The sequence below is a fragment of the Allobosea sp. CCNWLY174 genome (genome assembly GCF_037120455.1).
Classification (GTDB): domain Bacteria; phylum Pseudomonadota; class Alphaproteobacteria; order Rhizobiales; family Beijerinckiaceae; genus Allobosea; species Allobosea lupini.
Map to the genome: position 1 here is coordinate 43,307 of NZ_JBBBBQ010000004.1, position 24,607 is coordinate 67,913.

Consider the following 24,607-nt stretch of genomic DNA (forward strand, 5'->3'; position numbering starts at 1 on the left):
CCCATGCTGATCCTGCTCGGAACCTTCCTTTGCCTGATGGTGCTCGGCGTTCCCGTCGCCATCTCGATGGCCGTCGCCTCGCTTGCCTTCATCCTCGTCTCCGGCACCGTGCCGGACGTGATCCTGGCCCAGCGCATGATCGCCGGCGTCGAGAGCTTCCCGTTGCTGGCGGTGCCGTTCTTCATCCTCGCCGGCAACCTGATGAACATCGCCGGCGTCACCGGCCGCATCTATTCCTTCGCCGTCGCGCTCGTCGGCTGGATGCGTGGCGGCCTCGCCCAGGTCAACATCATTGGCTCGGTGATCTTCTCCGGCATGTCGGGCACCGCGATCGCCGACGCCGCCGGCATCGGCACGATCGAGATCAAGGCGATGAAGGACCATGGCTATTCGGCCGAGGTCGCGGTCGGCGTCACCGCGGCTTCCGCCACGCTCGGCCCGATCATCCCGCCATCCTTGCCCTTCGTCATCTACGGCATGATGTCGAACACCTCGATCGGTGCGCTGTTCCTCGGCGGCGTCATCCCCGGCGTGATCATGACGCTGTTCATGATGCTCACGGTCGCGATCTTCGCCCGCATCTACAAATGGGGTTCCGACACCAAGTTCTCGCTGCGCGAGCTCGGCTCTGCCGGCATCGAGGTGCTCGTCGTCCTCGGCTTCCCGGTCCTGGCCTATGGGCTGGTGTTCGCCGGGCTCGATCCCAACCTCGCGATCGGCATCGCGCTCGCCGTGCTGCTGGCGGTCGATTACTATTTCGACTTCTCGGCGGTGATGGCGCTGATGACGCCGGTCATCCTGATCGGCGGCATGACCATGGGCTGGTTCACGCCGACCGAAGCCGCGGCTGCTGCGGTGATCTGGTCGCTCTTCCTCGGGCTGGTGCGCTATCGCTCGATGACCATGCGCAGCCTGACCAAGGCGACCTTCGACACCATCGAGACCACGGCCTCGGTGCTGTTCATCGTCACCGCCGCCTCGATCTTCGCCTGGTTGCTCACGGTGTCGCAGACGGCCCAGCTGCTCTCCGACCTGATCCTCGGCTTCACCCAGAACAAGTGGGTGTTCCTGATCCTGGTCAACCTGCTGCTGCTCTTCATCGGCTGCTTCCTCGACACCATCGCCGCGATCACCATCGTCGTGCCGATCCTGTTGCCGATCGCGCTCAAGCTCGGCGTCGACCCGATCCATTTCGGCCTGATCCTGACGCTGAACCTGATGATCGGGCTCTTGCATCCGCCGCTCGGCATGGTGCTGTTCGTGCTCTCGCGCGTCGCCAAGCTTTCGGTCGAGCGCACCACCATGGCGATCCTGCCCTGGCTGATTCCGCTCTTTGCCGCACTGTTCGCGATCACCTTCATCCCTGAGCTGACGCTCTGGCTGCCGCGTACAATGGGCATGATCCGGTAAGGCTTTGCGGGGGGGCGGACTGGCGAGAATGAAACGCCGCCCCCATTTTTTCTGTCAGGAGGCTGACAGCTGCATGCGGCGGGCGTGGATCAGCTTTGCGCCGAACCCACTGTTACGCTGCCACGGGTGATTGCCATCTTTGATGGCGAAGGGGCACTGCCGTGAGGTGGCGCCATGCGCAGTCTGATTATGAATATGTTGTCTCGGCTCATTTGCGAGCCGCGGGTGGATGTGATGTTCGCCGATGGATCGCTCCATTCGGCCGGGCGGGGTTCGGCGCCCGCGATCAAGTTGCGTATCGCCGACCGTGAAACCGAGTTCAAGCTGGCCCTCGATCCTGAGCTCGCGCTCGGCGAGGCCGTGATGGATGGCCGTATCATCGTCGAGCGCGGTACCATCTACCAATTGCTCGAAACCCTGATCCGTGGCCTGTCGCGACAGCCGCCTTCCGCCTTCGCGGGAACGCTGACGCGGCTGCGTACGGCAGTGCGGCGGCTGAAGCAGCACAACACGCCGGGTTGGGCCAAACGCAACGTCCATCACCATTACGATCTGAAAAGCGAGTTCTTCCAGCTCTTCCTCGATGCCGACCGGCAGTATTCCTGCGCCTTCTTCGAGCATCCGGGTGCGACACTGGAGGAGGCTCAGGCCGCCAAGAAGCGCCGCATCGCGGCGAAGCTGGCGCTGAAGCCGGGCCAGCGCGTGCTCGACATCGGCTCCGGCTGGGGCGGGCTCGGGCTTTCGATCGCGCGTGAGACCGGCGCGAAGGTCACCGGCATAACCCTCTCCGAGGAACAACTCGCCGCTTCGAACAAGCGGGCCGAGGAATCGGGGCTGCCGGTCGCGTTCCGCCTGCAGGACTACCGGGCCGTGACCGAGCGTTTCGACCGCATCGTCTCGGTCGGCATGTTCGAGCATGTCGGCGTCGGCTACTATCGCGACTATTTCCGCAAGATCAGGGAGCTGCTCGAGGATGACGGCGTCGCGCTGATCCACACGATCGGCCGCAGCACTCCGCCCGGCGCGACCAACCCCTTCATCGCCAAGTACATCTTTCCCGGCGGCTATATCCCCGCTTTGTCGGAAGTCACGGCGGCGGTGGAGAAGGAGGGGCTGATTGTCACCGATGTCGAGGTGCTGCGCCTGCATTATGCCGAGACGCTGAAGGCCTGGCGCGAGCGTTTCCTCGCTCATCGCCAGGAGGCGGTCACGATGTATGACGAGCGCTTCGCACGGATGTGGGAGTTCTATCTCGCCGCGTCCGAGGCGAGCTTCCGCCATGATGGCCTCGTCGTCTTCCAGCTCCAGCTCGCCAAGCGTCTCGGCACGTTGCCGATGACCCGGGACTACATGAGCGAGAAGGCGCGGGTCGCGGGCGCGATCGACCGGGCCGCCTGACTTCACGATTGAGCCGCCGGGATCCCCCCGCTAGGCTTCGGTCCGGCGGGGGAACCAGCGGAGGTCGATCGTGCGATCATCGATGATTGCGCTCGCGGTAGCGGCGCAGATGTCAGCTCTTCCAGCCCTCGCCCAGGAGCGCCAGGTCCGCGACGAGTTCTTTTGGCTCGGCGAGATCAACAAGGCCACGGCCGTGATCAACACGGATGAGGGCCTGCTCGACAAGGCGCTGGCGCCGCGCATTGCGGCCGGTCTGTCCAAGGTTCTGAGCGAGGGCGCCAAGTCGGGAGGCAAGCGGCCTTCGACCGTGATCAGCTTCGAGCCGCTGCTGATCGCGGCTGGCGGGCAGGAGGTCACGCTGCTGCATGCCGGCCGTTCGAGCCAGGACATGCATGCGACCTACCGTGCCGCGATCCTGCGCGACGACATGCTGGCGCTCGCCGAGCAGCTCAACCGCACCACGGCGACGCTGGTCGGGCTGGCCGAGAAGCACGCCGCGACCATCGTGCCGAACTATACCAATGGCGTCGCCGCCCAGCCGAACAGCCTCGGCCACACCCTGCTCGGCCATGCCGCCGGCCTTGAGCGCGACGCCCAGCGCATCCGCGAGGCCTATGCTCGGATCGACCGCTCCGCGATGGGCACGACCGTGCTCAATGGCACGAGCTGGCCGCTGAACCGCAAGCGCATGGCCGATTATCTCGGCTTCGCGGCGATCGTCGACAACGCCTATGATGCCGGCCAGATCTCCTCGGCCGAGCATCCGGTCGAGGCCGGCGCGATCGTCACCAGCATCGCGCTGCATGCCGGCGCCTTCGTCGAGGATGTGATGACGCAATACGCCTTCGCGCGGCCCTGGATGCTGCTGCAGGAAGGCGACGGCAACACCTATGTCTCCAGCGCCATGCCGCAGAAGCGCAATCCCGGCCTGCTCAACACCACGCGCCAGCAGGCCTCGACCGCGCTCTCGCTCGCCATGGGAGCCGCGATCCAGGCCCACAACATCACGCCGGGGATGAGCGACCCCAAGGATGTCAGGCCCAACAGCGCGATGGTGAAGAGCGCGGCCACCGTGCTCGCCAATTGGGACCGCATCCTGAAGGGGCTGGTGATCAGCCCCGAGCGGGCGCTTGAGGAATTAAACAGCGACTGGACGGCCTCACAGGAACTCGCCGACCTGCTGATGCGCAAATACAGGCTGCCCTTCCGCGTCGGCCACCACTTCGCCTCCGAGGTCGTGACCCACGCCAAGGACCACGACGTCAAGCCGCTCGACTTTCCTTATGTCGAGGCGAAGCGGATCTATGCCGCGGCGGTCAAGGGCACGGAGTATCCGGCCGAGCTGCCGATCAGCGAAGCCGAGTTCCGCGCTGCGCTCGACCCCGTCGCGATCGTGCGCAGCCGCGCAACCGCAGGCGGCCCGCAGCCGGCCGAGATGGAGCGGATGCTCGCGGCGGCGAAGGGCAAGATCGCGGAGCAGGGTACCTGGATCAAGGAGCGGCGCGAGCGGATCGCCGGCTCGCTCGGCAGGCTCGACAGGGATTTCGAGGCGCTGCGCGCCCAGGCGCAGTAGCGGAAGTCTCAGCCAGGCGCCGGCCCGACATAGCGGGCTCGCGGGCGGATCAGCCGGCCGGTCTCGTTCTGCTCCAGCGCATGGGCGAGCCAGCCGGTACAGCGCGCCGCGGCGAAGATCTGGAACGGCGCGGTCTCCGGCAATGCCAGTTTCGCCGCCAGCGCCGACAGCGCGAAGTCGATGTTCGGTTCCTCGCCCGTCAAGGTGGCGATGGCGGCCTGGGCCTGCGCATAGGCCGGCGGCGGCTCGAACGCTGCGAACAGGGCTCGCGCCCGCGGGTCGCCATCGGGATAGAGCGGATGGCCGAAGCCGGGCAGCTTGGCGCCGGCCTCCAGCCTTGCCGCCAGCGCAGCCTCCAGCCCGTCCCGCTCGATGTCCCGCATCAGTGCCAGCACGCGCGGCGCGACACCACCATGCGAGGGCCCTGAAAGCGCCGCGAGCCCCGCCAGCGCGCAGGCGGCGAGCGAGGCGCCGGTCGAGGCGGTGACGCGGGCGGCGAAGGTCGAGGCGTTGAGCTCATGGTCCGCGAGCAGGACGAGCGCCCGTCGGATCGGCTCAGCGCCTTTTGTTTCGCAACCCCAGGCCCGGGCCAGCCGGGCATGGATCGGCCCTTCGCCCGGCCCACCGGCGATCGCGTCGACCAGCGTGTCGAGCACGGCGGCGGCTTCGAGATACAGCGCCTTCTTGGCGCGCCCGACCATTGGCCGGTCGGTCGCGGTCCGCGCTGCGATCGTCACGAAGACGCGCGCCAGCGGTTCGCCCGGCGGCACGATCGTCGCCAGAGGCGGGAAGCGCTGCGTGCCGCAATCCCAGAGCAGGCGAGCAACGTCCTCAAGCTTGGCGCTCTCGGCGAGGCGGGCCGCATCCTGCCCGCGATACCAGAGGCCGCCGCGCTCGATCGTGGTGATGGCGGAGGCGAGCACCGGTTCGCCATAGGCGATGGCATCCTCGGCGATCGCGGCCGGGCGCCGGCCGCGCGCCTTGCGATGCTCCAGCCGGGCGATGTCCTCGGCCCGGTACAGGCTGCGCCTGGAATCGCCTTCGTCGCCGCGCGCTTCGATCAGCCCGCGGCTGACATAGGCGTAGAGCGTCTGCGGCTTCAGCCCGAGCCGCGTCATCGCCTCCTGAGCCGTCAGCCAGTCCTGCATCGCCCTTCCTTAGATATATTGATTATATTGTTCAAGATTGATTGTTGCAATGCGGGAGCTGATTTTCGCGACGAACGCTTTTGAGGAGTTCCTGACATGTCCGATGGTCTCGATGACGTCGTCGCCGCCCATACCGTGCTCTCCGAGGTCGACGGCGCTGCCGGCCGCCTGGTGATCTGCGGTCACAGCCTCGCCGAGCTCGCCGGCCGCACCAGCTTCGAGGAGATGGTGGCGCTGATGTTCGACGGGCTGCTGCCCGGTCTGCCGCAGGGCCGCGAACTCTCGATGGCGCTCGGCCACGCCCGCGCCGATCTCTTCGGCATCGTCGAGAGGACCGCGCTCGCGGACGGTCTCGGACCGGTCGAGGCAGTGCGGGCCTGGACGGCGCAGATTGCTGACGGGGAGGAGGCTGACACGGCGTTGAGGCTGCTCGCCGCGCCGGCCGTCTTCACTGCCGCCGCAGTTCGCAAGCAGCGTGGCCTGACCCCGATCGCGCCCGATGCGACACTGTCGCAGGCGGCGGACACGCTGCGCATGCTGCGCGGCGAGGCGCCGACCGCTGCCCAAGCCGCGGCGCTCGATACCTATCTCGTCACCGTCGCCGATCACGGCCTCAACGCCTCGACCTTCGCGGCGCGCGTCGTCGCCTCGACGCGGGCCGGGCTGGTCTCTGCCGTGCTGGCCGGGATCAGTGCGTTGAAGGGGCCGCTGCATGGTGGCGCGCCGGGGCCGGTCATCGAGATGCTCGATGCAATTGGCGAGCCGGCCAATGCACGCGCCTGGTTGGAAGACGCGCTCGATCGCGGTGAGCGGCTGATGGGCTTCGGCCATCGCATCTATCGCGTCCGTGATCCGCGCGCCGATGCGCTGAAGCAGGCGATCGCCAAGCTCGGCGCCGATGCCGGGCGCCTGCGCCATGCCGAGGCGGTCGAGCAGGCGGCGCTCGCCATCCTGCGCGAGCGCAAGCCCGGCCGCTCGCTGGAAACCAATGTCGAGTTCTATACCGCGTTGCTGCTTGAGGCTCTCGGCTTCCCGCCCGAGGCTTTCACCTGCGTCTTCGCGCTCGGCCGCACAACCGGCTGGCTCGCCCATGCCCGCGAGCAGATCGAGACCGGCCGCCTGATCCGGCCGCAATCGGTCTATGTCGGCCCGCAGCCTAGGCAGGCGGCCTAGTCGCCGTAGGGCGCGGGGAACCCTTCTCCCGGATGGGAGAAGGGCAGGGATGAGGGCCTGCCCTAACCGATTGAGGTGCAGCGGAGCCGTTGCATTCCAATAACCAGCGGCGGTCCCTCACCCCTACCCCTCTCCCATCCGGGAGAGGGGATCCCGCGCACGCCTATATTGCTGTCAGCCAGACCGCGTAGAGCTCAGCCTCACTACCGCTTGCGGCCAGCTCAGCCCGCCCCGGGGCATCCAGCACCGCACTGTCGCCGGCGGTGAGCGTCGCGCCGTTCACCTGCCAGTCGCCCTTGCGGGCGACCAAGACCAGCAGGCCTTCGGTCGCGTTGAGCGAGCCTGCGCCGGAGAGACGCTCGACCCGGTGCCGCCAGCGCCCGCGCCGGCTCATCACGTTGAGATCGTCGATCGGCCCGTCCACCAGCAGCCCGTCGACCGCCCGGTCGGCGGCGAAAGCGTAGGGCGCGCTGCTGCGATCGAGCCGCATACGCTCGCCATCGCCGAAGGCCAATGTGATGCCGGCCCCGGTCAGCACCGACAGCGTCCGGTCGATACCGGGGAAGGACGAGAACGGCCCGTCCTGCCCGACATGGGCCATGCTGATGCGCCAGTCGAAATCATTGAGCGAGGCGCGTTCCGGCGCCACCGCGATCTCGGTCGTCGTCCCGCCGCCGTTCTTCCACGGCATGGAGAGGCAGTCGGTGGCGCGGATGATGCGCATGATGCCGATCCTCAGCCCAGTATGCCGGGCAGCTTCAGACCCTTCTCCCGGGCGCAGTCGAGCGCGATGTCGTAGCCGGCATCGGCATGGCGCATCACGCCGGTGGCCGGGTCGTTCCAGAGCACGCGCGACAGGCGGGCGGCTGCATCATCCGTGCCGTCGGCGCAGATCACGACGCCCGAATGCTGCGAGAAGCCCATGCCGACGCCGCCGCCATGGTGCAGCGAGACCCAGGTCGCGCCTGACGCCGTGTTGAGCAGGGCGTTGAGCAGCGGCCAGTCGGAGACCGCGTCCGAGCCGTCCTTCATCGCTTCCGTCTCGCGGTTCGGCGAGGCGACCGAGCCGGAATCGAGGTGGTCGCGGCCGATCACGACCGGCGCCTTGAGCTCGCCGGTCCTGACCATCTCGTTGAAGGCGAGGCCGAGCCGGTGGCGATCGCCGAGGCCGACCCAGCAGATCCGCGCCGGCAGACCCTGGAACGCGATGCGCTCGCGCGCCATGTCGAGCCAGTTGTGCAGGTGCTTGTTGTCGGGCAGCAGTTCCTTCACCTTGGCGTCGGTCTTGTAGATGTCCTCCGGGTCGCCGGAGAGCGCGGCCCAGCGGAACGGGCCGATGCCACGGCAGAACAGCGGGCGGATATAGGCCGGCACGAAGCCGGGGAAGGCGAAGGCGTTCTCCAGCCCCTCGTCCTTGGCGACCTGGCGGATGTTGTTGCCGTAGTCGAAGGTCGGGATGCCCATGTCCTGGAAGGCGATCATCGCCTCGACATGCTCGCGCATCGAGGCGCGGGCCGCCTTCTCGACGGACTTCGGATTGGCTTCGCGCGCCTGCCGCCACTGACCCATGGTCCAGCCTTTCGGCAGGTAGCCGTTGACCGGGTCATGCGCCGAGGTCTGGTCGGTGACCATGTCCGGCCGGATGCCGCGGCGGACCATCTCGGGCAGGATTTCGGCGCAATTGCCGAGCAGGCCGACCGACTTCGCCTCGCCGTTCTTCGTCCAGCGCTCGATCATCGCCAGCGCCTCGTCGAGCGTCTCGGCCTTCTCGTCGAGATAGCGGGTGCGCAGGCGGAAATCGATCGAGTCCGGGTTGCACTCGACCGCGAGGCAGGAGGCGCCGGCCATCACCGCGGCGAGAGGCTGGGCGCCGCCCATGCCGCCGAGGCCGCCGGTCAGCACCCATTTGCCCTTGAGATTGCCGCCATAGTGCTGGCGCCCGGCCTCGACGAAGGTCTCGTAGGTGCCCTGCACGATGCCTTGCGTGCCGATATAGATCCAGGAGCCGGCCGTCATCTGGCCGTACATCGCGAGCCCCTTCTTATCGAGCTCGTTGAAATGGTCCCAGTTGGCCCAGTGCGGCACGAGATTGGAATTGGCGATCAGGACGCGCGGCGCATCCTTGTGCGTGCGGAACACGCCGACCGGCTTGCCGGACTGGACGAGCAGGGTCTCGTCGGCCTCGAGCTGGCGGAGCGCCGCGACGATGCGGTCGAAATCCTCCCAGGAGCGGGCCGCGCGGCCGATGCCGCCATAGACCACGAGCTCCTGCGGGTTCTCGGCGACATCCGGATGCAGGTTGTTCATCAACATGCGCAGCGGCGCCTCGGTCAGCCAGCTTTTCGCGCTGAGCTCGGTGCCGGTGGCGGGGCGGATGACGCGGGTGTTGTCCAGGCGGGTCATGGCTTGCTCCGTTCGAGCTGGGTCGCAGCGGCGAGCGCGGCGTCGATCATGGCGGAAAGGGTGGCTTGCAGGCTGGCGGCCTTGCCCGGAGCGAAGGTCCAGGGTGGAGCTTCGTCGTCGAGATAGGCTGACAGCGCGATCTCCATCTGGAGCGCGTGCACGTGTTCAGCCGGTTGGCCGTAATGCCGGGTGATCCAGCCGCCCTTGAAGCGGCCATTGATCACCTGCGTGAAGGTGCTGCCGGCCATCGCCTGCGCCGCCGCGACTTCCACGGCGGGCGCAGCGCTCTGGCCGGAGTTGGTGCCGAGGTTCAGCGTCGGCAGCGTGTCCGGGAACAGGCGCGGGATCACCGACTTGATCGAATGGCAGTCCCAGAGCAGGCAGAAGCCGTGCTGCGCCTTGGCGTGTGCGATCTCGTTGGCGAGGGCGTCGTGATAGGGCTGAAAGTAAGCCTCGCGCCGGCGTGCGATCTCGGCCTCGTCCGGCGCCGTGTTCCAGATCGGCGCGCCGTCGAAGGTGGTGGTCGGCACCAGCTCGGTCGTCGCCTGGCCGGGATAGAGCGAAACGCCGGCCGGGTCGCGGTTGAGGTCGATGACGAAGCGCGACAGCTGCGCTTCGACGATGGTCGGCTGGAAGCGTTCGGCGAAGCCATAGAGCTGGCGCATATGCCAGTCGGTGTCCTCCACCAGTTTTCCGCGCGCATTGAGCTGCGCCGCGACCTCGGCCGGCAGGCCGGTGCCGGGATGCGGCATCGACAGGACCAGCGGCGAGGCGCCGCGCGTGACGGAGACGATGTCGGCGCTCATGCGGAGAGCTCCGCGAAGGTGTCGACGCCGGCCGCCTTGCCGAGCGCGCCCGAGAGCACGAGTTCCGTCGCGGCGGCGAGATCGGGAGCGAGGTAGCGGTCCTCGGTCAGCGGCGCGATTCTTTCGCGGATCAGCGCCAGCACCGGCTCGAGGCGCGGCGAAGTCTTCAGCGGGCGGTGATGTTCGATCGCCTCGGCCGCAGCCATCAATTCGACCGCGATGATGCTCGCCGCGTTCTTCGCCATCTCGATCAGGCGGAAGGCGCCATGCGTCGCCATCGAGACATGGTCTTCCTGGTTGGCCGAGGTCGGGATGGTGTCGACCGAGGCTGGGTAGGCCCGCTGCTTGTTCTCGGAGGCCAGCGCCGCTGCGGTCACCTGCGCGATCATGAAACCGGAGTTGAGCCCGGCATCGCGGGCGAGGAAGGGCGGCAGGCCGCTCATGACGGGGTCGACCAGCAGCGCGATCCGCCGTTCGGCGAGGTTGCCGATCTCGCAGACCGCCATCGCCAGCATGTCGGCGGCGAAGGCGACCGGCTCGGCGTGGAAATTGCCGCCCGAGACGATCTCGCCCGGCCCCAGCACCAGCGGGTTGTCGGTGACGGCGTTGGCCTCGATCGAAAGCGTCGTCGCGGCATTGCCGAGCAGGTCGCGCACCGCGCCCATCACCTGCGGCTGGCAGCGCAGCGAATAGGGGTCCTGCACCTTGCTGTCGCCAAAGCGGTGGCTCTCGCGAATCTCGCTGTTGGCGATCAGGTCGAGCAGCAGAGCCGCGACCTTTATCTGGCCGGGCTGGCCGCGCAGCGTCTGGATGCGCGGGTCGAACGGGGTGTCCGAGCCTTTCAGCGCATCGACCGAGAGCGCGCCGGCGATCAGCGCCGCATCGAAGACGCGGGCGACGCTGGCAAGGCCGGCGAGCGCCAGAGAGGCCGAGACCTGCGTGCCGTTGATCAGCGCCAAGCCTTCCTTGGCGCCGAGCGCGAGCGGCGCCTGACCGATCCGTTTCAGCGCCTCGGCTGCGGGCAGGACTTCGCCCTTCAGCCTGATCTCGCCAACGCCCATCAGAGCGGCGGTCAGATGGGCGAGCGGGGCGAGATCGCCGGAGGCGCCGACCGAGCCTTTGGCCGGCACGACCGGCAAGGCGCCGGCCTTGAGCGCGCCGACCAGCGCATCGACCACGACGGGGCGTACGCCCGAGGCGCCGCGCGCCAGGCTGGCCGCCTTCATCGCCAGGATCAGCGTGACCACGGAATCGGGGAGAGCAGGGCCGGTGCCGACCGCATGCGACAGGATGAGATTGCGCTGCAGCGTGGCGAGATCGCTGTCGGCGATGCGCACGCTGGCGAGCTTGCCGAAGCCGGTATTGACGCCATAGGTCACGGTGCCGGCGGCGACGATGTCGTCGACGATCGCCTGGGCGCCGGCGATCGCGCCGGTATCAGCGAGAGCGACGGTGGCGCCGTCGATGACATGGCGCCAGTCGGCGAGGCGGGCCTTGCCGGGGGTGAGCGAGAGCGTGGTCATAGTCCGTTCCGAATGCGGGTGTGAAGCGGGTTGAAGCCGATGCGGTAGGCGAGCTCGGCCGGGCGCTCGATCTCCCAGATGGCGAGATCGCAGGCCTTGCCGGCCTCCAGCGTGCCGATCTCGTCCTGAAGTCCGAGGGCGAGCGCCGCGTTGCGGGTCATGCCGGCGAGCGCCTCCTCCGGCGTCAGCCGGAACAGGGTGCAGCCCATGTTCATGGTCATGAGCGGCGAGGTCAGCGGCGAAGTGCCGGGATTGGCGTCGGTGGCGAGCGCGATCGGCACGCCATGCTGGCGCAGCAGGTCGATCGGCGGCTTCATCGTCTCGCGCAGGAAATAGAACGCGCCGGGCAGCACGACGGCGACCGTGCCGGCTTTGGCCATGGCGATCACCCCGGCCTCGTCGAGATGTTCGAGATGGTCGGCCGAGAGCGCGCCGAAGCCGGCCGCCAGCGCCGCGCCGCCGAGATTGGAGAGCTGCTCGGCGTGGATCTTGACGGGCAAGCCCCTGGCCTTGGCCGCAGTGAAGACACGCGCCGTCTCCTCGGGCGAGAAGGCGATGCCCTCGCAGAAGACGTCGACCGCGTCGGAGAGGTTCTGCTCCGCGATCGCATCGAGCATTGGGCCGCAGACGAGGTCGACATAGTCGCCCGAACGTCCCTTGAACTCGGCGGGAACCGCATGGGCGCCGAGGAAGGTGGTCTGCACGCCGACCGGACGCTCGCGCCCGAGCCGGCGGGCGACGGCGAGCACCTTCACCTCGCTGTCGGTGTCGAGGCCGTAGCCTGACTTGATCTCGACCGTGGTGACGCCCTCGGCGATCAGTGCGGCCAGGCGCTTGTCGGCGCTGGCGAAGAGCTCGTCCTCGCTCGCCGCGCGCGTCGCCTTGACCGATGAGACGATGCCGCCACCGGCGCGGGCGATCTCCTCATAGCTCGCGCCCTTGAGGCGCAGTTCGAACTCGTGGGCGCGGTCACCGCCATAGACGAGATGGGTATGGCAATCGATCAGCCCGGGGGTGATCCAGCGGCCCTCGCAGTCGATGACCTCGGCCTGGCCGATGCTGGAGACCTCGCTGCTCGGGCCGGCGAAGACGATGCGGCCGTTGCGGGCGATGACGATGCCGTCCTCGATCGCGCCATAGGGTGTGCCCGTATCGGCCACCATGGTCGCGAGCCGGGCATTGGTCCACACTCGGTGGCTGGGGGAAGGGGTCGCCGCCACGTCGCTTCCTCTCGACTTCGTCCGCTTTCAGATTATGCTAGACAATTGCATATGCAAATAGCAAGCTTCATTTGCATATGCAAATAAAAAGAGGACAACTCGCGTGACCGGAATCACGACCCTGCATCTCGCCCAGGCGCTCCTGCCCGAGGGCTTCGCCGAGAACGTCACGCTGACGCTCGATCATGGAGTGATCATGTCGGTCGCGGCGGGGCAGGCCGCTCCTGCGGGCGCGACACGGCTCGCCGGGCTCGCGCTTCCCGGCCTGCCGAACCTGCACAGCCACACCTTCCAGCGCGGCATGGCCGGCCTGGCCGAGCGCCGCGGCGCCTCCGAGGATTCGTTCTGGACTTGGCGCGAGGTGATGTACCGCTTCCTCGATCGTCTGAGCCCCGACGACGTCCAGGCAATCGCGGCGCAGGCGATGGTGGAGATGCTGGAGGGCGGCTTCACCGCGCTCGCCGAGTTCCATTACCTCCATCACGACAAGGACGGCACCGCCTATGCCGACATTGCCACCATGGGTGGGGCGATCGCTGCGGCGGCCGAGGAAACCGGCATCGGCCTGACCTTGCTGCCCGTGCTCTATCGCTACGGCAATTTCGGCAATGCGCCGGCCGCTGCCGGCCAGCGTCGCTTCCTCAACGACCGCGACGCCTATGCCCGGCTGATCGAGGGCAGCGAGAAGGCGGTCGCCGCTCTTCCCGATGCCCGCGTCGGCATGGCGCCGCATTCGCTGCGCGCGGTGGCGCTCGAGGACCTCAACTGGATCGCTGAGCTCCGTCAGCACGTGCCGCTGCACATCCACGTCGCCGAGCAGACCCGGGAGGTCGAGGACAGTCTCGCCATCACCGGCCGGCGGCCGGTCGAACTGCTCATGCAGAATACCGCAGTGAACGAGCGCTGGTGCCTGATCCATGCGACGCATCTCAGCGATGCCGAGCGCGACGCCATGGCCCTCTCCGGCGCGGTCGCGGGCCTATGTCCGATCACTGAGGCCAATCTCGGCGACGGCATCTTCGACGGTGTGCGCTACCGGGCGAAGGGCGGGCGCATCGGCGTCGGCAGCGATTCCAATGTCGAGATCGGCGCCGGCGGGGAATTGCGCGTGCTCGAATATTCGCAGCGCCTGCGCGACCGGCGCCGCGCGCTCTGGGCCGAGCCCGGCATCTCCGCGGGCTTGAGGCTCTGGCAGGATGCCTGCGGCGGCGGCGCCCAGGCCTGCGGCCGCGGCATCGGCGCGATTGCGGTCGGCTATCGTGCCGACCTCGTTACCCTAGATGCCGAGCATCCGGCGATCGTCGGCAAGGCCGGCGACTTTGCCCTCGACAGCGCGATCTTCGCTGCGCCGGCCCTGCCGGTCGCGGAGGTGATCGTCGGTGGAAAGCCTGTGGTCAGCGGCGGCCGGCACATTGACCGCGCCCGCATCGCTGCCCGCTATGGCCAGGTGATCCGCACCGTCCTCGATTGAGCCGCAGGGAATGTCAGCCACTCAGATCGACGCCGTGACGCTGGACGGAGCCGGGCCGCTCTACGACCAGATTCGCCGCGCCATCCGCGATCTGATCCTCGCCGGCACCTGGCCGCCAGGGACGTCGGTGCCGCCCGAGCACGCGCTGATGGAGAAGCTCGGGGCCTCGCGCATGACCGTGCACCGGGCGCTGGCGCAGCTCGCGCGCGAGGGCCTCATCCTGCGTCGGCGCCGGTCGGGCACGGTGGTTGCGAGCCCGCCCGCGAGCCATGCCATGCTCGACATCCTCTCGATCCCAGAGGAGGTCGGCGAACTCGGGCAGGCCTATAGCTATCGCATCCTGCAGCGGCGCGACGGCAAGGCTTCTCGCGAGGTCGCCGCGCGCTTCGAGCTAGGCCGCTCGGTCAACGTCACCCATCTCACTCTGCTGCATTTCGCCGATGGCGCGCCGCATGTGCTGGAGGATCGGGTGATTCACCCTACTGCCATGCCGCAGGTCGCGGATGAGAGCTTCGCGCAGACGCCGCCGGGCGACTGGCTGCTGCAGAACAGCCTGTGGACACAGGCCGAGCACGCGATCAGCGCCATAGCGGCCGAGCCGGACGAAGCGGAATTGCTGAAGATCGAGGCCGGCTCGCCATGCCTGCTGGTCGAGCGCCGGACGTGGAACCAGTCCGAGCCGATCACCGCCGTGCGGCTGCTCTATCCCGGAGGCCGACACCGCTTCGTCGGCCGCTTCGGGCCTTACGGCGCTGTCTGAGAACTGCTGTCCTCATTGCGAACGCATAAAAGCAACCCACGCGGCCACGGAGTTCCGCGGCCGCTGGATTGCTTCGTCGCTCAGGCGCCTCGCAATAGCGCGTGAACCTCAGCAGGCGTAGCGGACGCGCCGGCCCCATTCGTCGCGACCATAGCAGATCTGGTCCGGAGAAGTCGCATTGCCGATGATGGCGCCACTGGCACCGCCGATCGCGGCACCGGCCAGCGCGCCACCGGCTCGGCCGGTCGCGGCGCCGCCGATCACGGCGCCAGCACCGGCACCGATCAATGCGCCGGTGGCGGTCCTTTCCTCGCGCGGCGTACAGGCGCCGAGCGCGGTCACGGCGGTGGCGACAAGGAGAAGCTTCTTCATCGTCATCGGGATCGTCATCGGGCGTTTCCTTTACTTTGAGGGCGAGGGCCGACGACACGCGGCAACACCGCTAGCGTTCATCCGCCTCGTGAATCGCGTCGCTTCAAGCCGCGTTCGATCGGTCATCAAACCGCAGCCGTCCGCATTTGTTCCGGGCATGGGCTGACAGGCCGTCCGCTGAATGTTCGCGATGGCAGGGATGCCCCGTCGCGGCACTGTCTTGAGGACGCGCTTTTTTCGCTCGCGCCTGGGAACCAGGCAGCAGCCTCGGGGTTGATGGAGCAGGCCGGCCTACCGGCTTGTCAGATATGCATGGAGGGACCGATGAGCGCTACGATGACCGCAGCCTCTCACGCCGCCAACCCGCTTATCGCCGGTGCCCGTGTCGCCGGCACCGATGTCTACAATACCACCGGCGAGCATCTCGGCTCGATTTATGACGTGATGCTCGACAAGGCGACGGGCAAGGTCGCCTATGCGATCATGTCTTTCGGCGGGTTCCTCGGCCTCGGCGAGAAGTATCACCCGATTCCGTGGAGCATGCTCGACTACGACGTCGACAAGGGCGGTTACGTCGTCCCGCTGACCCGCGAGAAGCTCGAGGCCGCTCCGATGTACGGCGCCGACGGCGAGCCCGACTGGCACGACAAGGAGTATGGCAAGCGCGTGCACGATTATTACGGCACGATGCCCTACTGGATGATGTGAGAGCGCGCCGCTAGGCCGTCGCTCCACGCCAAGGCGCAGCTCGCGGCGATCGCTATCCCCCCAGCCGGATCGTCGTGATTGCGTGGTGCGGGCCGAAAGGCCCGCACCTTTTTTATGCACTCAGGCTGGCCATCGGGCGGGAACTTCGGCCGGCTGAGCGCGTCATTAAGTGCCGGTCGGGGAGCTCCCCCGCCGCGGCGGGGCGGCTCCCATCGCGCAGCGTCGAGGTCACTATGCATATCCGCTATGGCTACCGGATCGAACTTGTCTGTGAACAGCCGAGCGCGTTGTTGACGCTTCTGGACGTTCATCCTTCGCGTCGGCACGATCTGATCCACCCCGACGAGATGCGCGCCACCTCGCTGCGCGGCCCGGGTCGATCGATCGAGATCAGTCAGCACATCGACGCGTTCGGCAACATCTGCCGGCGTCTGGTCGCGCCTGCGGGCGGCGTGCTGCTCGCCTGCGAGGGGCTCGTCTATGACGACGGCGAGCCGGATCGCATCGATCTCTCCGCACGTCAGGCCCAGCCGGCGGAGCTGCCGGACGAAGTCCTCCCCTATCTGCTCGGCAGCCGCTACTGCGAGACCGATCGACTGGCCGACACCGCCTGGAACCTGTTCGGCCAAGTGGAGCCAGGCTGGGCCCGCGTACAGGCGGTCACCCAGTTCGTCCACAATCATATAACCTTTGGCTACGCATTCGCCCGCAACACGCGCACCGCGGCCGAAGCGTTCAACGAACGCATCGGCGTCTGCCGCGACTTCGCCCATCTGGCGATCGCCCTGTGCCGCTGCCTCAACATTCCGGCGCGGTACTGCAATGGCTATCTCGGCGATATCGGCGTGCCGCCCGATCCGGCGCCGATGGACTTCAACGCGTGGTTCGAGGTCTGGCTCGGCGGGCGCTGGCACACCTTCGACGCGCGCCACAATGAGCGGCGCATCGGCCGGATCGTCATCGCTCGCGGCCGCGATGCCACGGACGTTCCGATGCTCACCTCGTTCGGCCCGCACTGGCTGCAGCGCTTCGAGGTGATCACGGAGGAAGTCGACGAGGAATCGTTGCATAACATGGCCCGCCTTGTTCCCGCCAGAAGGGACGTCCATATCGCCGCCTGATATGGCGAAACAGTCGGACCCGTTGCTGGAGCTCGATGCGCAGGCGAAGCTTCGCTGCTTCCGCGTGATCGCCAATGCGCGCGCCGGAACGGTGCTGGAAGCCGGAGCGGAGAGCTTCGCGCGTCAGATCGAGGCGGCCTTCGAAGCGGCGGGGTGTCAGGCCGAGGTCGAGCTGGTCCCTCCGCGACAGCTGGAGGAACGCTTGCGGGCCGCGATCGCCGACGAGGCGGTGACGACCGTCGTCGCCGGCGGCGACGGCAGCATCAACGGGGCCTTGCCGGTTCTGGTCGGGTGCAAGCGGCCCGTCGGCGTGCTGCCGCTCGGTACCGTCAACGTCCTTGGCCGCGATCTCGGCCTGATCGGCCCGCTCGAAGAGCAGATCGCTGCGATCTGCGCGGGCGAGCCGGTCTCAATGGATCTCGGCAGCGTCAACGGCCGGCTGTTTCATTCGATCTCTGGCATGGGCTTCTTCAGCCTGATGGCGCGTGAGCGCGAATATGCGCGCCGGCGCTTCCCGTTCAGTCGTCTCGTCGCCTTTCTCTTCGCGGCGACGCGATCGATCCTGTTCACCCACTCGATCCGCATCGAGATGGAGATCGCCGGTGAGCGTCGGCAGGTCGAGGCCGACGCGGTCCTCGTCACCGTCAACCAGTTCGACGGCACCGAGTGGCGCCGCAACCGCCTCGACGGCGGCGAGTTCGAGGTCCACATCCTCGATACCGGCGGCCTGCTGTCGCGCTGCAAGGCCGCCTTATCGATGCTGACCGGCGGCTGGCGCAATTCGCAGCATCTGGTTTCGCTGACCGGCACGGCGGTGACGATCAACCGTCGCGACAAGCGCCGCGGTCACGTCACCTTCGACGGCGAGGTCGAGCGTCGCGCCAGCCCTTTCACCTATCGCCTGTTGCCGGGGGCGCTGCGGGTGATAGCGGCGCGACCGGCCAAGATCGAACCGCACCTGGCCGAGCACATGTTCCCCTCATGAGGCATGCGATGTTCCTCCTCCAGCCGCGCTTCCTCCTGCCTGTCGCGGCGGCCTTTGGTTTCGTCGGGCTGGCCTTCTATGTCATCTCCGATGGCGGCGCCGCGCTCGACAGCGCCCTGGTCATGCTGTTCCGCGATCCGGCCAACCCGTCGCTGCCGATCGGCCCCGCCTGGTTCCGCGAGATGATGCGCGACCTGACGGCTCTCGGCAGCTTCATCGGGCTCGGCATCGCGACCGTGATCGCGACGCTGACGCTGCGGCTCTGCGGCCATCGCCCTCTTGCGGTCGGCCTGGTGCTGAACGTCCTGGCGGCCGTGGTGGCGAGCACCCTGCTCAAGATCGGCATCGGCCGCGAACGGCCGGATATCGTCGAGCACGCAGCGTTGACCTTCACGGCGAGCTTCCCGAGCGGTCACGCCTTCCTTGCCGCGGTGGTGCTGCTGAGCATTGCGAGCTTCGCCGGCATCGCGTCGCGCCGCGCCGATATCGCGCGGCTCTGCCTGTGGGTGGCCTGGGCGCTGATCATCGCGATCGGCCTGAGCCGGATCTATCTCGGCGTGCATTGGCCGAGCGACGTGCTCGGCGGCTGGTGCCTCGGAGTGGCCTGGTCAAGTCTTGCCACTTTCCTGATCGGGCGCCGGGCAGCCCGCTCGGAGGACGATCTCGCCCAGGTCGTCGCATCCCGCAGCGAGGCCGCAGGCTGAGAAGGTCGGAACCCGCGCGCCGGCGTCGGCGTTGATGGGTGGCGCCGTGTCGGCGCCCCCGCAACGGAGTTCCTGATGACGCTGTCCCGCAACACGCTTGTTCTCCTCGTCGCCATGCTCGTGCTCGGCCTCGGGGCCGTCAGCTATGCGCTTTACCAGGAGAAGAAGCAGCCGGAGGGCGTCGAGATCTCGGTCGGCAAGAACGGTCTGTCGATCAAGGAGAAGTAAGAAGCAAGCGGCTGCTCAGCTGTTCGCCAGGATCATGTTGCGGACGATCGGGTAGATCTGGTTCTCCCATTTGCGCCCCGAGAACACGCCGTAATGGCCGACGCCGGCCTGCATGTGATGGCGCTTGCGGAAGGGCTTGAGCCCGCGGCAAAGGTCGTGCGCCGCCGCGGTCTGCCCGAGCGAGCAGATGTCGTCGCGCTCGCCCTCGACTGTAAGCAGCGCCGTCCTGCGGATCGCGCTGCAATCGACGCGCTCGCCGCGATAGGTCAGCGTGCCGGCCGCCAGCCGCGCCTCCTGGAAGATCCACTGCACGGTCTCGAGATAGAACTCGGCCGGCAGGTCGAGCACCGCGAAATACTCGTCGTAGAAGGCCTTGATCGTCTGCGCCTTCTCGGTCTCGCCGGCGGCGAGGTGGGTGAAGAGATCGATATGCGCGTTGACGTGCCGGCTCATGTTCATCGCCAGAAACGCGCCAAGCTGGACGAAGCCGGGATAGACCCGGCGCCCGCCGCCGCCATAGCGCCGCGGCACGGTCGAGATCAGGTTGCTGCGGAACCACTCGATCGGCTTGTCGTTGGCGAGCCGGTTCACCGCCGTGGGGTTGATGCGGGTATCGACCGGCCCGGCCATCAGCGTCATGCTGCGGGCCTGGGCGCGGTGGCCGGCCTGCGCCATCACTGCCGCCGCGGTGAGCACCTGCACACAAGGCTGGCAGACTGCGACGAGATGTGCCTGCGGACCGAGCACGTCGAGGAACCGGATCAGATAGTCGACATAGTCGTCATATCCGAAGGGGCCGGCCTCGAGTGGCACGTCGCGGGCATTGTGCCAGTCGGTGATGTAGACGTCGTGATCCTGCAGCAGTGTCGCGACGGTGTTGCGCAGCAAGGTGGCGAAATGCCCGGACATCGGCGCGACCACCAGCACCTTCGACTGGGCGAGATCGCTGTCCTTGCGGAAATGCAGCAGGGTGCCGAAGGGAAGGGTCAGTGCCGCCTCTTCGGTCACCGGCACGTCGCGATTGCCGGTGCGGACGCTGGCGATGCCATAGGGCGGGCGCTTATGCGTCAGACCGGCCCGCGTCACCATCTCGTAGCCGGCCGCCGCGGCACGCAGACTCAGCGGCTCGCCGAGCAGGGCCCGGCTGCCGAGGGTCACGATCGCCGCCTGGGCGAGCGCGCGAGCCGGGTCCAACAGGTCGGACTGGGCCTGATAGGCGAGATAGAGCATCCGTCTGCGATCCCGATCGTGCCGCGCCGGCATAGGCCGTGGCCCCGTGCAATCGGCATGCCCACGCCGCCGCGCGTGCCGGCGCCGCTGGAACATCTCTTGCTACGCCGGTTCTCCGCGCGCCGAGGATGCCGAGCATGCCCGCCACCACGCTGACCATCAGTAGCAAGAACTACTCGTCCTGGTCGCTGCGCGGCTGGCTGCTCTGCCAGCTCGCAGGTCTCGAGGTCGAGGAGATCATGCTCTCGGTCGACGACCCCTCGGCTCGGGCCGAACTGCTGCTGCTCTCGCCCTCCTTCCTGGTGCCCTGCCTGCGCCATGACGGCGTGGTGATCTGGGACACGCTCGCCATCGCCGGCTATCTCGACGAGCTGAAGCCGCAGGCCGGACTGCTGCCGGCCGAGGTCGGCGCGCGCGCCCGTTGCCGTGCCATTTCCGGTGAGATGCATTCGGGTTTCGCCAATCTGCGCTCGGCCCTGCCGATGAACCTCAAGGCGCATTATCCTGGCTTCAAGCTCTGGGCCGGAGCCCAGGCCGACATTGACCGCGTCATCGAGATCTGGCGCGACTGCATCGCGAGCTATGGCGGGCCCTATCTCTTCGGCGAACGGCTCACCATGGCGGATGCGATGTATGCGCCGGTCTGCCTGCGCTTCCTAACCTATGACGTCGCGCTCGACCCGCTCAGCCGGGCTTATTGCCAGACGATCCTCGGCTGGCCGGCGCTGCAGCGCTGGATCGCGGCTGCGAAGACCGAGCCGGACGAACTCGAGGAACTCGACGCCGAATTCTGAGCGCGTCGGAGATCAGGCGGCGCGGCGCGCGACGACGACGCGGCCGCGGCCGCGGCCGGCCTGCTTTACCCGGTAGAGCGCGGCATCGGCTTCCTGCAGTAAGCCGCAATGGCGGCCATGAACTGCGCCCAACGACCTCTTGTCAGCCCTGCCGCATGCGCCCATGGCGGGGCGCACATCGCCATTCATCGGGCCGCCCTGCATGGCCTTGCCGACATAAAACGGTTAAGACCGGCTCCTCAATTCGGTTTGGCACGTTTGGTTAGGCAAGAGGTTTTGCGATGAATGCTCCCTTCAAGAACCTGATCGCCGGTGAATGGACCGGCTCGCAGAACGCTTCGCGCAACATCAACCCCTCCAACACCAACGACGTCGTCGGCGAGTATTCGCAAGGGTCCGTCGACGACCTGAACAATGCGGTCGCCGCCGCCAAGGCCGCTTTCCCGGCCTGGAGCCGCACCACCCCGCAGGAGCGCTACGAGGTCCTGAAGAAGGCCTCCGACGAGATCCTCGCCCGCAAGGAAGAGCTCGGAAAGCTGCTCTCGCGCGAGGAAGGCAAGACCCTACCGGAAGGCATCGGCGAGGCGACCCGCGCCGGCCAGATCTTCGCCTTCTTCGCCGGCGAGTGCCTGCGTCTGAACGGCGAGAGCATCCCCTCCGTGCGCCCCGGCGTTGGTGTCGAGGTCACCCGCGAGCCGGTCGGCATCGTCGGCATGATCACGCCCTGGAATTTCCCGATCGCGATCCCGGCCTGGAAGATCGCCCCAGCGCTCGCCTACGGCAATTGCGTCGTGATCAAGCCGGCCGACCTGGTGCCCGGCTCGGCCTGGGCGCTGGTCGACATCATCCAGCGCGCCGGCCTGCCCAAGGGCGTGCTCAACCTGGTGATGGGCCGCGGCTCGGTGGTCGGCCAGGCGCTGCTCGAGCACAAGGATGTACACGCGATCTCCTTCACCGGCTCGGTCTCGACCGGCCGCAAGGTCGCGGCCGCCTGCATCGCCGGGAACCCGATGAAGAAGGTCCAGCTCGAGATGGGCGGTAAGAACCCGCTCGTCGTGCTCGACGATGCGGATCTCAAGGTTGCGGTCGAGGCTGCCGTCCAAGGCGCCTTCTTCTCGACCGGCCAGCGCTGCACGGCCTCCTCGCGCCTGATCGTCCAGGCCGGCATTCACGACCGCTTCGTCGAGGCCTGCATCGAGCGGCTGAAGGGCGTCACTGTCGACGACGCGCTGAAGGCCGGCACCACGATCGGCCCGGTCGTCGACCAGAGCCAGCTCGACCAGAACCTGAAGTACATCCAGATCGCCCGCGACGAGGGCGGCAAGCTCGCCTTCGGCGGCGAACTGCTCAATCGCGAGAACCCCGGCTTCTACCTGCAGCCGGCGCTGTTCACCGAGACCACCAACGCCATGCGCATCTCGCGCGAGGAGGTCTTCGGCCCGGTCGCCAACGTCGTCCGCGTCAAGGACTACGAAGAGGCGCTCGCCATCGCCAACGACACCGAGTTCGGCCTGTCCTCGGGAATCTGCACGACCTCGCTGAAGTATGCGACGCATTTCAAGCGCAACGCCGAGGCCGGCATGGTGATGGTCAACCTCGCCACCGCGGGCGTCGACTACCATGTGCCGTTCGGCGGCCGTAAGGGCTCGAGCTACGGCCCGCGCGAGCAGGGCGCCTATGCCCGTGAGTTCTACACCACGGTGAAGACCTCCTACACGCTGGCGTGAGCCGGGACGTCATCCAGGGCTATCGGGGCCGCGTTGCAAGCGCGGCCCTTTTTCATGCCGAACTGATGGTTCGTTGGGGTCCTGTCACAAGGGGACGGGTCGTCCCGGGCGGAGCGCAGCGGAGACCCGGGACCCATTCCGGAGCCTCTTTCGGACAAGCTCAGGAATGGATCCCGGATCGGCGCCGCTGACGCGGCTTGTCCGGGATGACAGGTAATGGATGTCGAAACCCGCCCCTTCGGCGTCCTGACTAATCGAACAGCGCCTGCTCCAGCCCGGCGATGCTCGGCAGCAGGATATGGCTGAGCGGGCGCAAGGTCTCGGCGCTGCCGGCACCGGTCAGGACGGCGACCCGAAGGCCAGCCCCGGCCGCGGCCGCCATGTGCATGTCATGGCTGGAATCGCCGACGACGCCGACCGCATCCGCGGGCAGCCCCGTCGCGGCACAGAAGCCGTCGACCATGCCGCGCTCCGGCTTGGCGCCATGGCCGGAATCATAGCCGCACTGGAAGACCAGATGTGGTTCGAGGCCGAAGCGCTCGGCCGTCGCGGTCACCGCCGCTTCGCTGTCGCTGGAGGCGATACCGAGCGCGAGGCCGCGATCGGCAAGGCTGGCGAACAGGGCAGCAAGATCGCAGACCGGCACGGCTGCGACGACCGCGGATCGAAAGAGGGTGTCGAGCCGGTCGGTCAGCTCCGCCATCCCGAACCTGGCGCCGGCCTCCACCCAAGCCTGCGCCACGTCCTCGGTATTGCCGGAGGCGAGCAGGCCGTCGGAGGTGGCGTAGCCTGTCGCTGGATCGACGCCGGCAATCGTCAGCAGCCGCGCCGCCAGCTCGGTGTCGCCCTGGGCCGCGAGCCGGCCGGCGCCGAGATTGGTTGGGGCCCAGCTCGCCTGGTAGTCGATCAGCGTGCCGTCCTTGTCGAACAGGACGCCGCGGATGGAAGGGCGCGCCATCACGTTACCGGCAATCATAGGACGGGGACCACATCGACCTTGACGTCGAGCTTCTGGCTGCCGGGCCCAACCAGAACGCCGTCGAGCGGCGAGACGTCGGCATAGTCGCGCCCCGTCGCGGTAACGATATGGTCGTCGGCGACGACGAGATCGTTGGTCGGGTCGAGCCCGATCCAGCCGGTCTCAGGCCCGCACCAGAGCATCACCCAGGCATGGGTGGCGTCGGCGCCCTCCAGCCTCGGCTGACCCGCTGGCGGGATCGTGCGCAGATAGCCGCTGACATAGGCGGCCGGCAGGCCGAGGCCCCTCAAGCCCGCGATCATGATATGGGCGAAGTCCTGGCAGACACCGTGGCGGTTGGCGAAGGCCTCGCGGATCGGCGTCGAGACCTCGGTCGCCTCGGGATCGTAGACGAACTCCTTGCGGATCCGGGCCATCAGCTCGCCCGCCGCCTCGAAGACCGGCCGCTTCGCGGCAAAGCTCCTGCGGGCATAGTCGGTGATCTCCGACACGGTCGGCGCCAGCCGGCTGGGATAGAGATATTGGGCGGGGGAATCCGGGGAGAGGCTCTGCGCCTGCAAGGCGAGTTCGGCGACCTCCTCCCAGCCTCGCGTCAGGGCCGGAAAGGGCGGCGCAGTCCGCATCACCTCGACCCGCGAGGTCATCTCGATCCTGAGCTCGCGATGCGGCTTGGCGATGGTCAGCGTCGTCGTGCGATTGCCGAAGAAGCAGACACCGTCGCGCCGCTCGGCACCGCGCGGCGCCACGGAGAGCTGGCTGGTCAGGACACGCTGGCCGACGCCGTCGCGCGGCAGCACGCGCAGGATGCAGCGCGCGAAGGGTACCGGCCGGCTATAGCTGTAAGCCGTGAGATGGCGAATGGCGTAGATCACCC

At 67.7% G+C, this 24,607-nt stretch carries 23 protein-coding genes; 13 read left to right on the top strand and 10 right to left on the bottom strand.

The features are described 5' to 3' along the window. The first annotated feature begins 3 nt into the window (after positions 1 to 3). From V7S63_RS13765 to V7S63_RS13775, 3 genes are all read left to right on the top strand, one after another. Positions 4 to 1,410: a TRAP transporter large permease gene (locus V7S63_RS13765; RefSeq protein ID WP_091832153.1), complete on the top strand. Its 1,407-nt coding sequence runs from the start codon at positions 4 to 6 to the stop codon at positions 1,408 to 1,410. A gap of 195 nt (positions 1,411 to 1,605) precedes the next feature. Then, on the top strand, positions 1,606 to 2,808 hold the full coding sequence (locus V7S63_RS13770) for a class I SAM-dependent methyltransferase (protein ID WP_442896469.1): 1,203 nt from the start codon (positions 1,606 to 1,608) through the stop codon (positions 2,806 to 2,808). 109 nt (positions 2,809 to 2,917) lie between these two features. Next, entirely contained in the window at positions 2,918 to 4,381 is a 1,464-nt protein-coding gene (locus V7S63_RS13775) for a lyase family protein (protein WP_336530641.1), read from the top strand. A gap of 8 nt (positions 4,382 to 4,389) precedes the next feature. On the opposite strand, the gene V7S63_RS13780 is transcribed toward V7S63_RS13775, so the two are convergent. Further along, complete coding sequence (locus V7S63_RS13780) at positions 4,390 to 5,529, bottom strand: citrate synthase family protein (RefSeq protein WP_336530642.1); 1,140 nt, start codon at positions 5,527 to 5,529, stop codon at positions 4,390 to 4,392. 96 nt (positions 5,530 to 5,625) lie between these two features. Here V7S63_RS13780 and V7S63_RS13785 point away from each other — a divergent pair, with 96 nt between their 5' ends. Next, on the top strand, positions 5,626 to 6,702 hold the full coding sequence (locus V7S63_RS13785; protein ID WP_336530643.1) for a citrate synthase/methylcitrate synthase: 1,077 nt from the start codon (positions 5,626 to 5,628) through the stop codon (positions 6,700 to 6,702). Between the two features lie 163 nt (positions 6,703 to 6,865). On the opposite strand, the gene V7S63_RS13790 is transcribed toward V7S63_RS13785, so the two are convergent. The 5 genes from V7S63_RS13790 to hutI are packed head-to-tail and all read right to left on the bottom strand — an operon-like array spanning position 6,866 to position 12,597. Continuing rightward, positions 6,866 to 7,426, bottom strand: coding sequence for a HutD/Ves family protein (locus V7S63_RS13790; RefSeq protein WP_336530644.1), 561 nt, complete (start codon positions 7,424 to 7,426; stop codon positions 6,866 to 6,868). 11 nt (positions 7,427 to 7,437) lie between these two features. Further along, positions 7,438 to 9,105 (bottom strand): urocanate hydratase, encoded by a 1,668-nt coding sequence (gene hutU / locus V7S63_RS13795; protein WP_336530645.1) that lies wholly within the window; start codon positions 9,103 to 9,105, stop codon positions 7,438 to 7,440. After that, entirely contained in the window at positions 9,102 to 9,911 is an 810-nt protein-coding gene (hutG, locus tag V7S63_RS13800; RefSeq protein ID WP_336530646.1) for an N-formylglutamate deformylase, read from the bottom strand. The genes hutU and hutG overlap by 4 nt, the downstream gene beginning before the upstream one ends. Continuing rightward, positions 9,908 to 11,434, bottom strand: a complete 1,527-nt coding sequence (gene hutH / locus V7S63_RS13805; protein WP_336530647.1) for a histidine ammonia-lyase — start codon at positions 11,432 to 11,434, stop codon at positions 9,908 to 9,910. Before hutH ends, hutG begins: the two co-directional genes overlap by 4 nt. Continuing rightward, positions 11,431 to 12,597 carry an imidazolonepropionase gene (gene hutI, locus V7S63_RS13810; protein WP_336530648.1) on the bottom strand — a complete coding sequence of 389 codons (1,167 nt, stop codon included), beginning with the start codon at positions 12,595 to 12,597 and terminating at the stop codon, positions 11,431 to 11,433. Before hutI ends, hutH begins: the two co-directional genes overlap by 4 nt. Positions 12,598 to 12,766: 169 nt before the next feature. On the opposite strand from hutI, the gene V7S63_RS13815 reads away from it, so the two are divergent. Further along, entirely contained in the window at positions 12,767 to 14,125 is a 1,359-nt protein-coding gene (locus V7S63_RS13815; protein WP_336530949.1) for a formimidoylglutamate deiminase, read from the top strand. Between the two features lie 10 nt (positions 14,126 to 14,135). Continuing rightward, positions 14,136 to 14,885, top strand: a complete 750-nt coding sequence (hutC, locus tag V7S63_RS13820; protein WP_091832126.1) for a histidine utilization repressor — start codon at positions 14,136 to 14,138, stop codon at positions 14,883 to 14,885. A gap of 108 nt (positions 14,886 to 14,993) precedes the next feature. On the opposite strand, the gene V7S63_RS13825 is transcribed toward hutC, so the two are convergent. Beyond that, positions 14,994 to 15,275, bottom strand: a complete 282-nt coding sequence (locus tag V7S63_RS13825) for a glycine zipper domain-containing protein (RefSeq protein WP_208862240.1) — start codon at positions 15,273 to 15,275, stop codon at positions 14,994 to 14,996. Positions 15,276 to 15,581: 306 nt separating this feature from the next. Between V7S63_RS13825 and V7S63_RS13830 the strand changes: the two genes are divergently transcribed. The 5 genes from V7S63_RS13830 (at position 15,582) to V7S63_RS13850 (ending at position 19,003) form a co-directional block, all read left to right on the top strand. Beyond that, complete coding sequence (locus tag V7S63_RS13830; protein WP_244667892.1) at positions 15,582 to 15,965, top strand: PRC-barrel domain-containing protein; 384 nt, start codon at positions 15,582 to 15,584, stop codon at positions 15,963 to 15,965. A 233-nt stretch (positions 15,966 to 16,198) separates the two neighbouring features. Beyond that, entirely contained in the window at positions 16,199 to 17,086 is an 888-nt protein-coding gene (locus V7S63_RS13835) for a transglutaminase-like domain-containing protein (protein WP_100961364.1), read from the top strand. 1 nt (position 17,087) lies between these two features. Next, positions 17,088 to 18,071 carry a diacylglycerol/lipid kinase family protein gene (locus tag V7S63_RS13840; RefSeq protein ID WP_336530649.1) on the top strand — a complete coding sequence of 328 codons (984 nt, stop codon included), beginning with the start codon at positions 17,088 to 17,090 and terminating at the stop codon, positions 18,069 to 18,071. An 8-nt stretch (positions 18,072 to 18,079) separates the two neighbouring features. Continuing rightward, positions 18,080 to 18,775, top strand: a complete 696-nt coding sequence (locus V7S63_RS13845) for a phosphatase PAP2 family protein (RefSeq protein WP_336530650.1) — start codon at positions 18,080 to 18,082, stop codon at positions 18,773 to 18,775. Positions 18,776 to 18,850: 75 nt separating this feature from the next. Further along, complete coding sequence (locus V7S63_RS13850) at positions 18,851 to 19,003, top strand: hypothetical protein (RefSeq protein ID WP_167561580.1); 153 nt, start codon at positions 18,851 to 18,853, stop codon at positions 19,001 to 19,003. A 15-nt stretch (positions 19,004 to 19,018) separates the two neighbouring features. On the opposite strand, the gene V7S63_RS13855 is transcribed toward V7S63_RS13850, so the two are convergent. Then, the gene (locus V7S63_RS13855; protein WP_091832110.1) at positions 19,019 to 20,233 is read right to left on the bottom strand and encodes a polyhydroxyalkanoate depolymerase; all 1,215 of its coding nucleotides are present in this window, start codon (positions 20,231 to 20,233) and stop codon (positions 19,019 to 19,021) included. Positions 20,234 to 20,370: 137 nt separating this feature from the next. Between V7S63_RS13855 and V7S63_RS13860 the strand changes: the two genes are divergently transcribed. Both V7S63_RS13860 and V7S63_RS13865 read left to right on the top strand, forming a co-directional pair. After that, entirely contained in the window at positions 20,371 to 21,027 is a 657-nt protein-coding gene (locus tag V7S63_RS13860; RefSeq protein WP_091832107.1) for a glutathione S-transferase family protein, read from the top strand. A gap of 281 nt (positions 21,028 to 21,308) precedes the next feature. After that, a complete protein-coding gene (locus tag V7S63_RS13865) occupies positions 21,309 to 22,754 on the top strand; it encodes an aldehyde dehydrogenase family protein (RefSeq protein ID WP_336530651.1) in 1,446 nt (481 codons plus the stop codon). A 250-nt stretch (positions 22,755 to 23,004) separates the two neighbouring features. On the opposite strand, the gene V7S63_RS13870 is transcribed toward V7S63_RS13865, so the two are convergent. Both V7S63_RS13870 and V7S63_RS13875 read right to left on the bottom strand, forming a co-directional pair. Next, the gene (locus tag V7S63_RS13870; protein ID WP_442896474.1) at positions 23,005 to 23,715 is read right to left on the bottom strand and encodes an HAD family hydrolase; all 711 of its coding nucleotides are present in this window, start codon (positions 23,713 to 23,715) and stop codon (positions 23,005 to 23,007) included. 11 nt (positions 23,716 to 23,726) lie between these two features. Then, on the bottom strand, positions 23,727 to 24,605 hold the full coding sequence (locus tag V7S63_RS13875; protein ID WP_100961376.1) for a transglutaminase family protein: 879 nt from the start codon (positions 24,603 to 24,605) through the stop codon (positions 23,727 to 23,729). Positions 24,606 to 24,607: the final 2 nt, after the last annotated feature.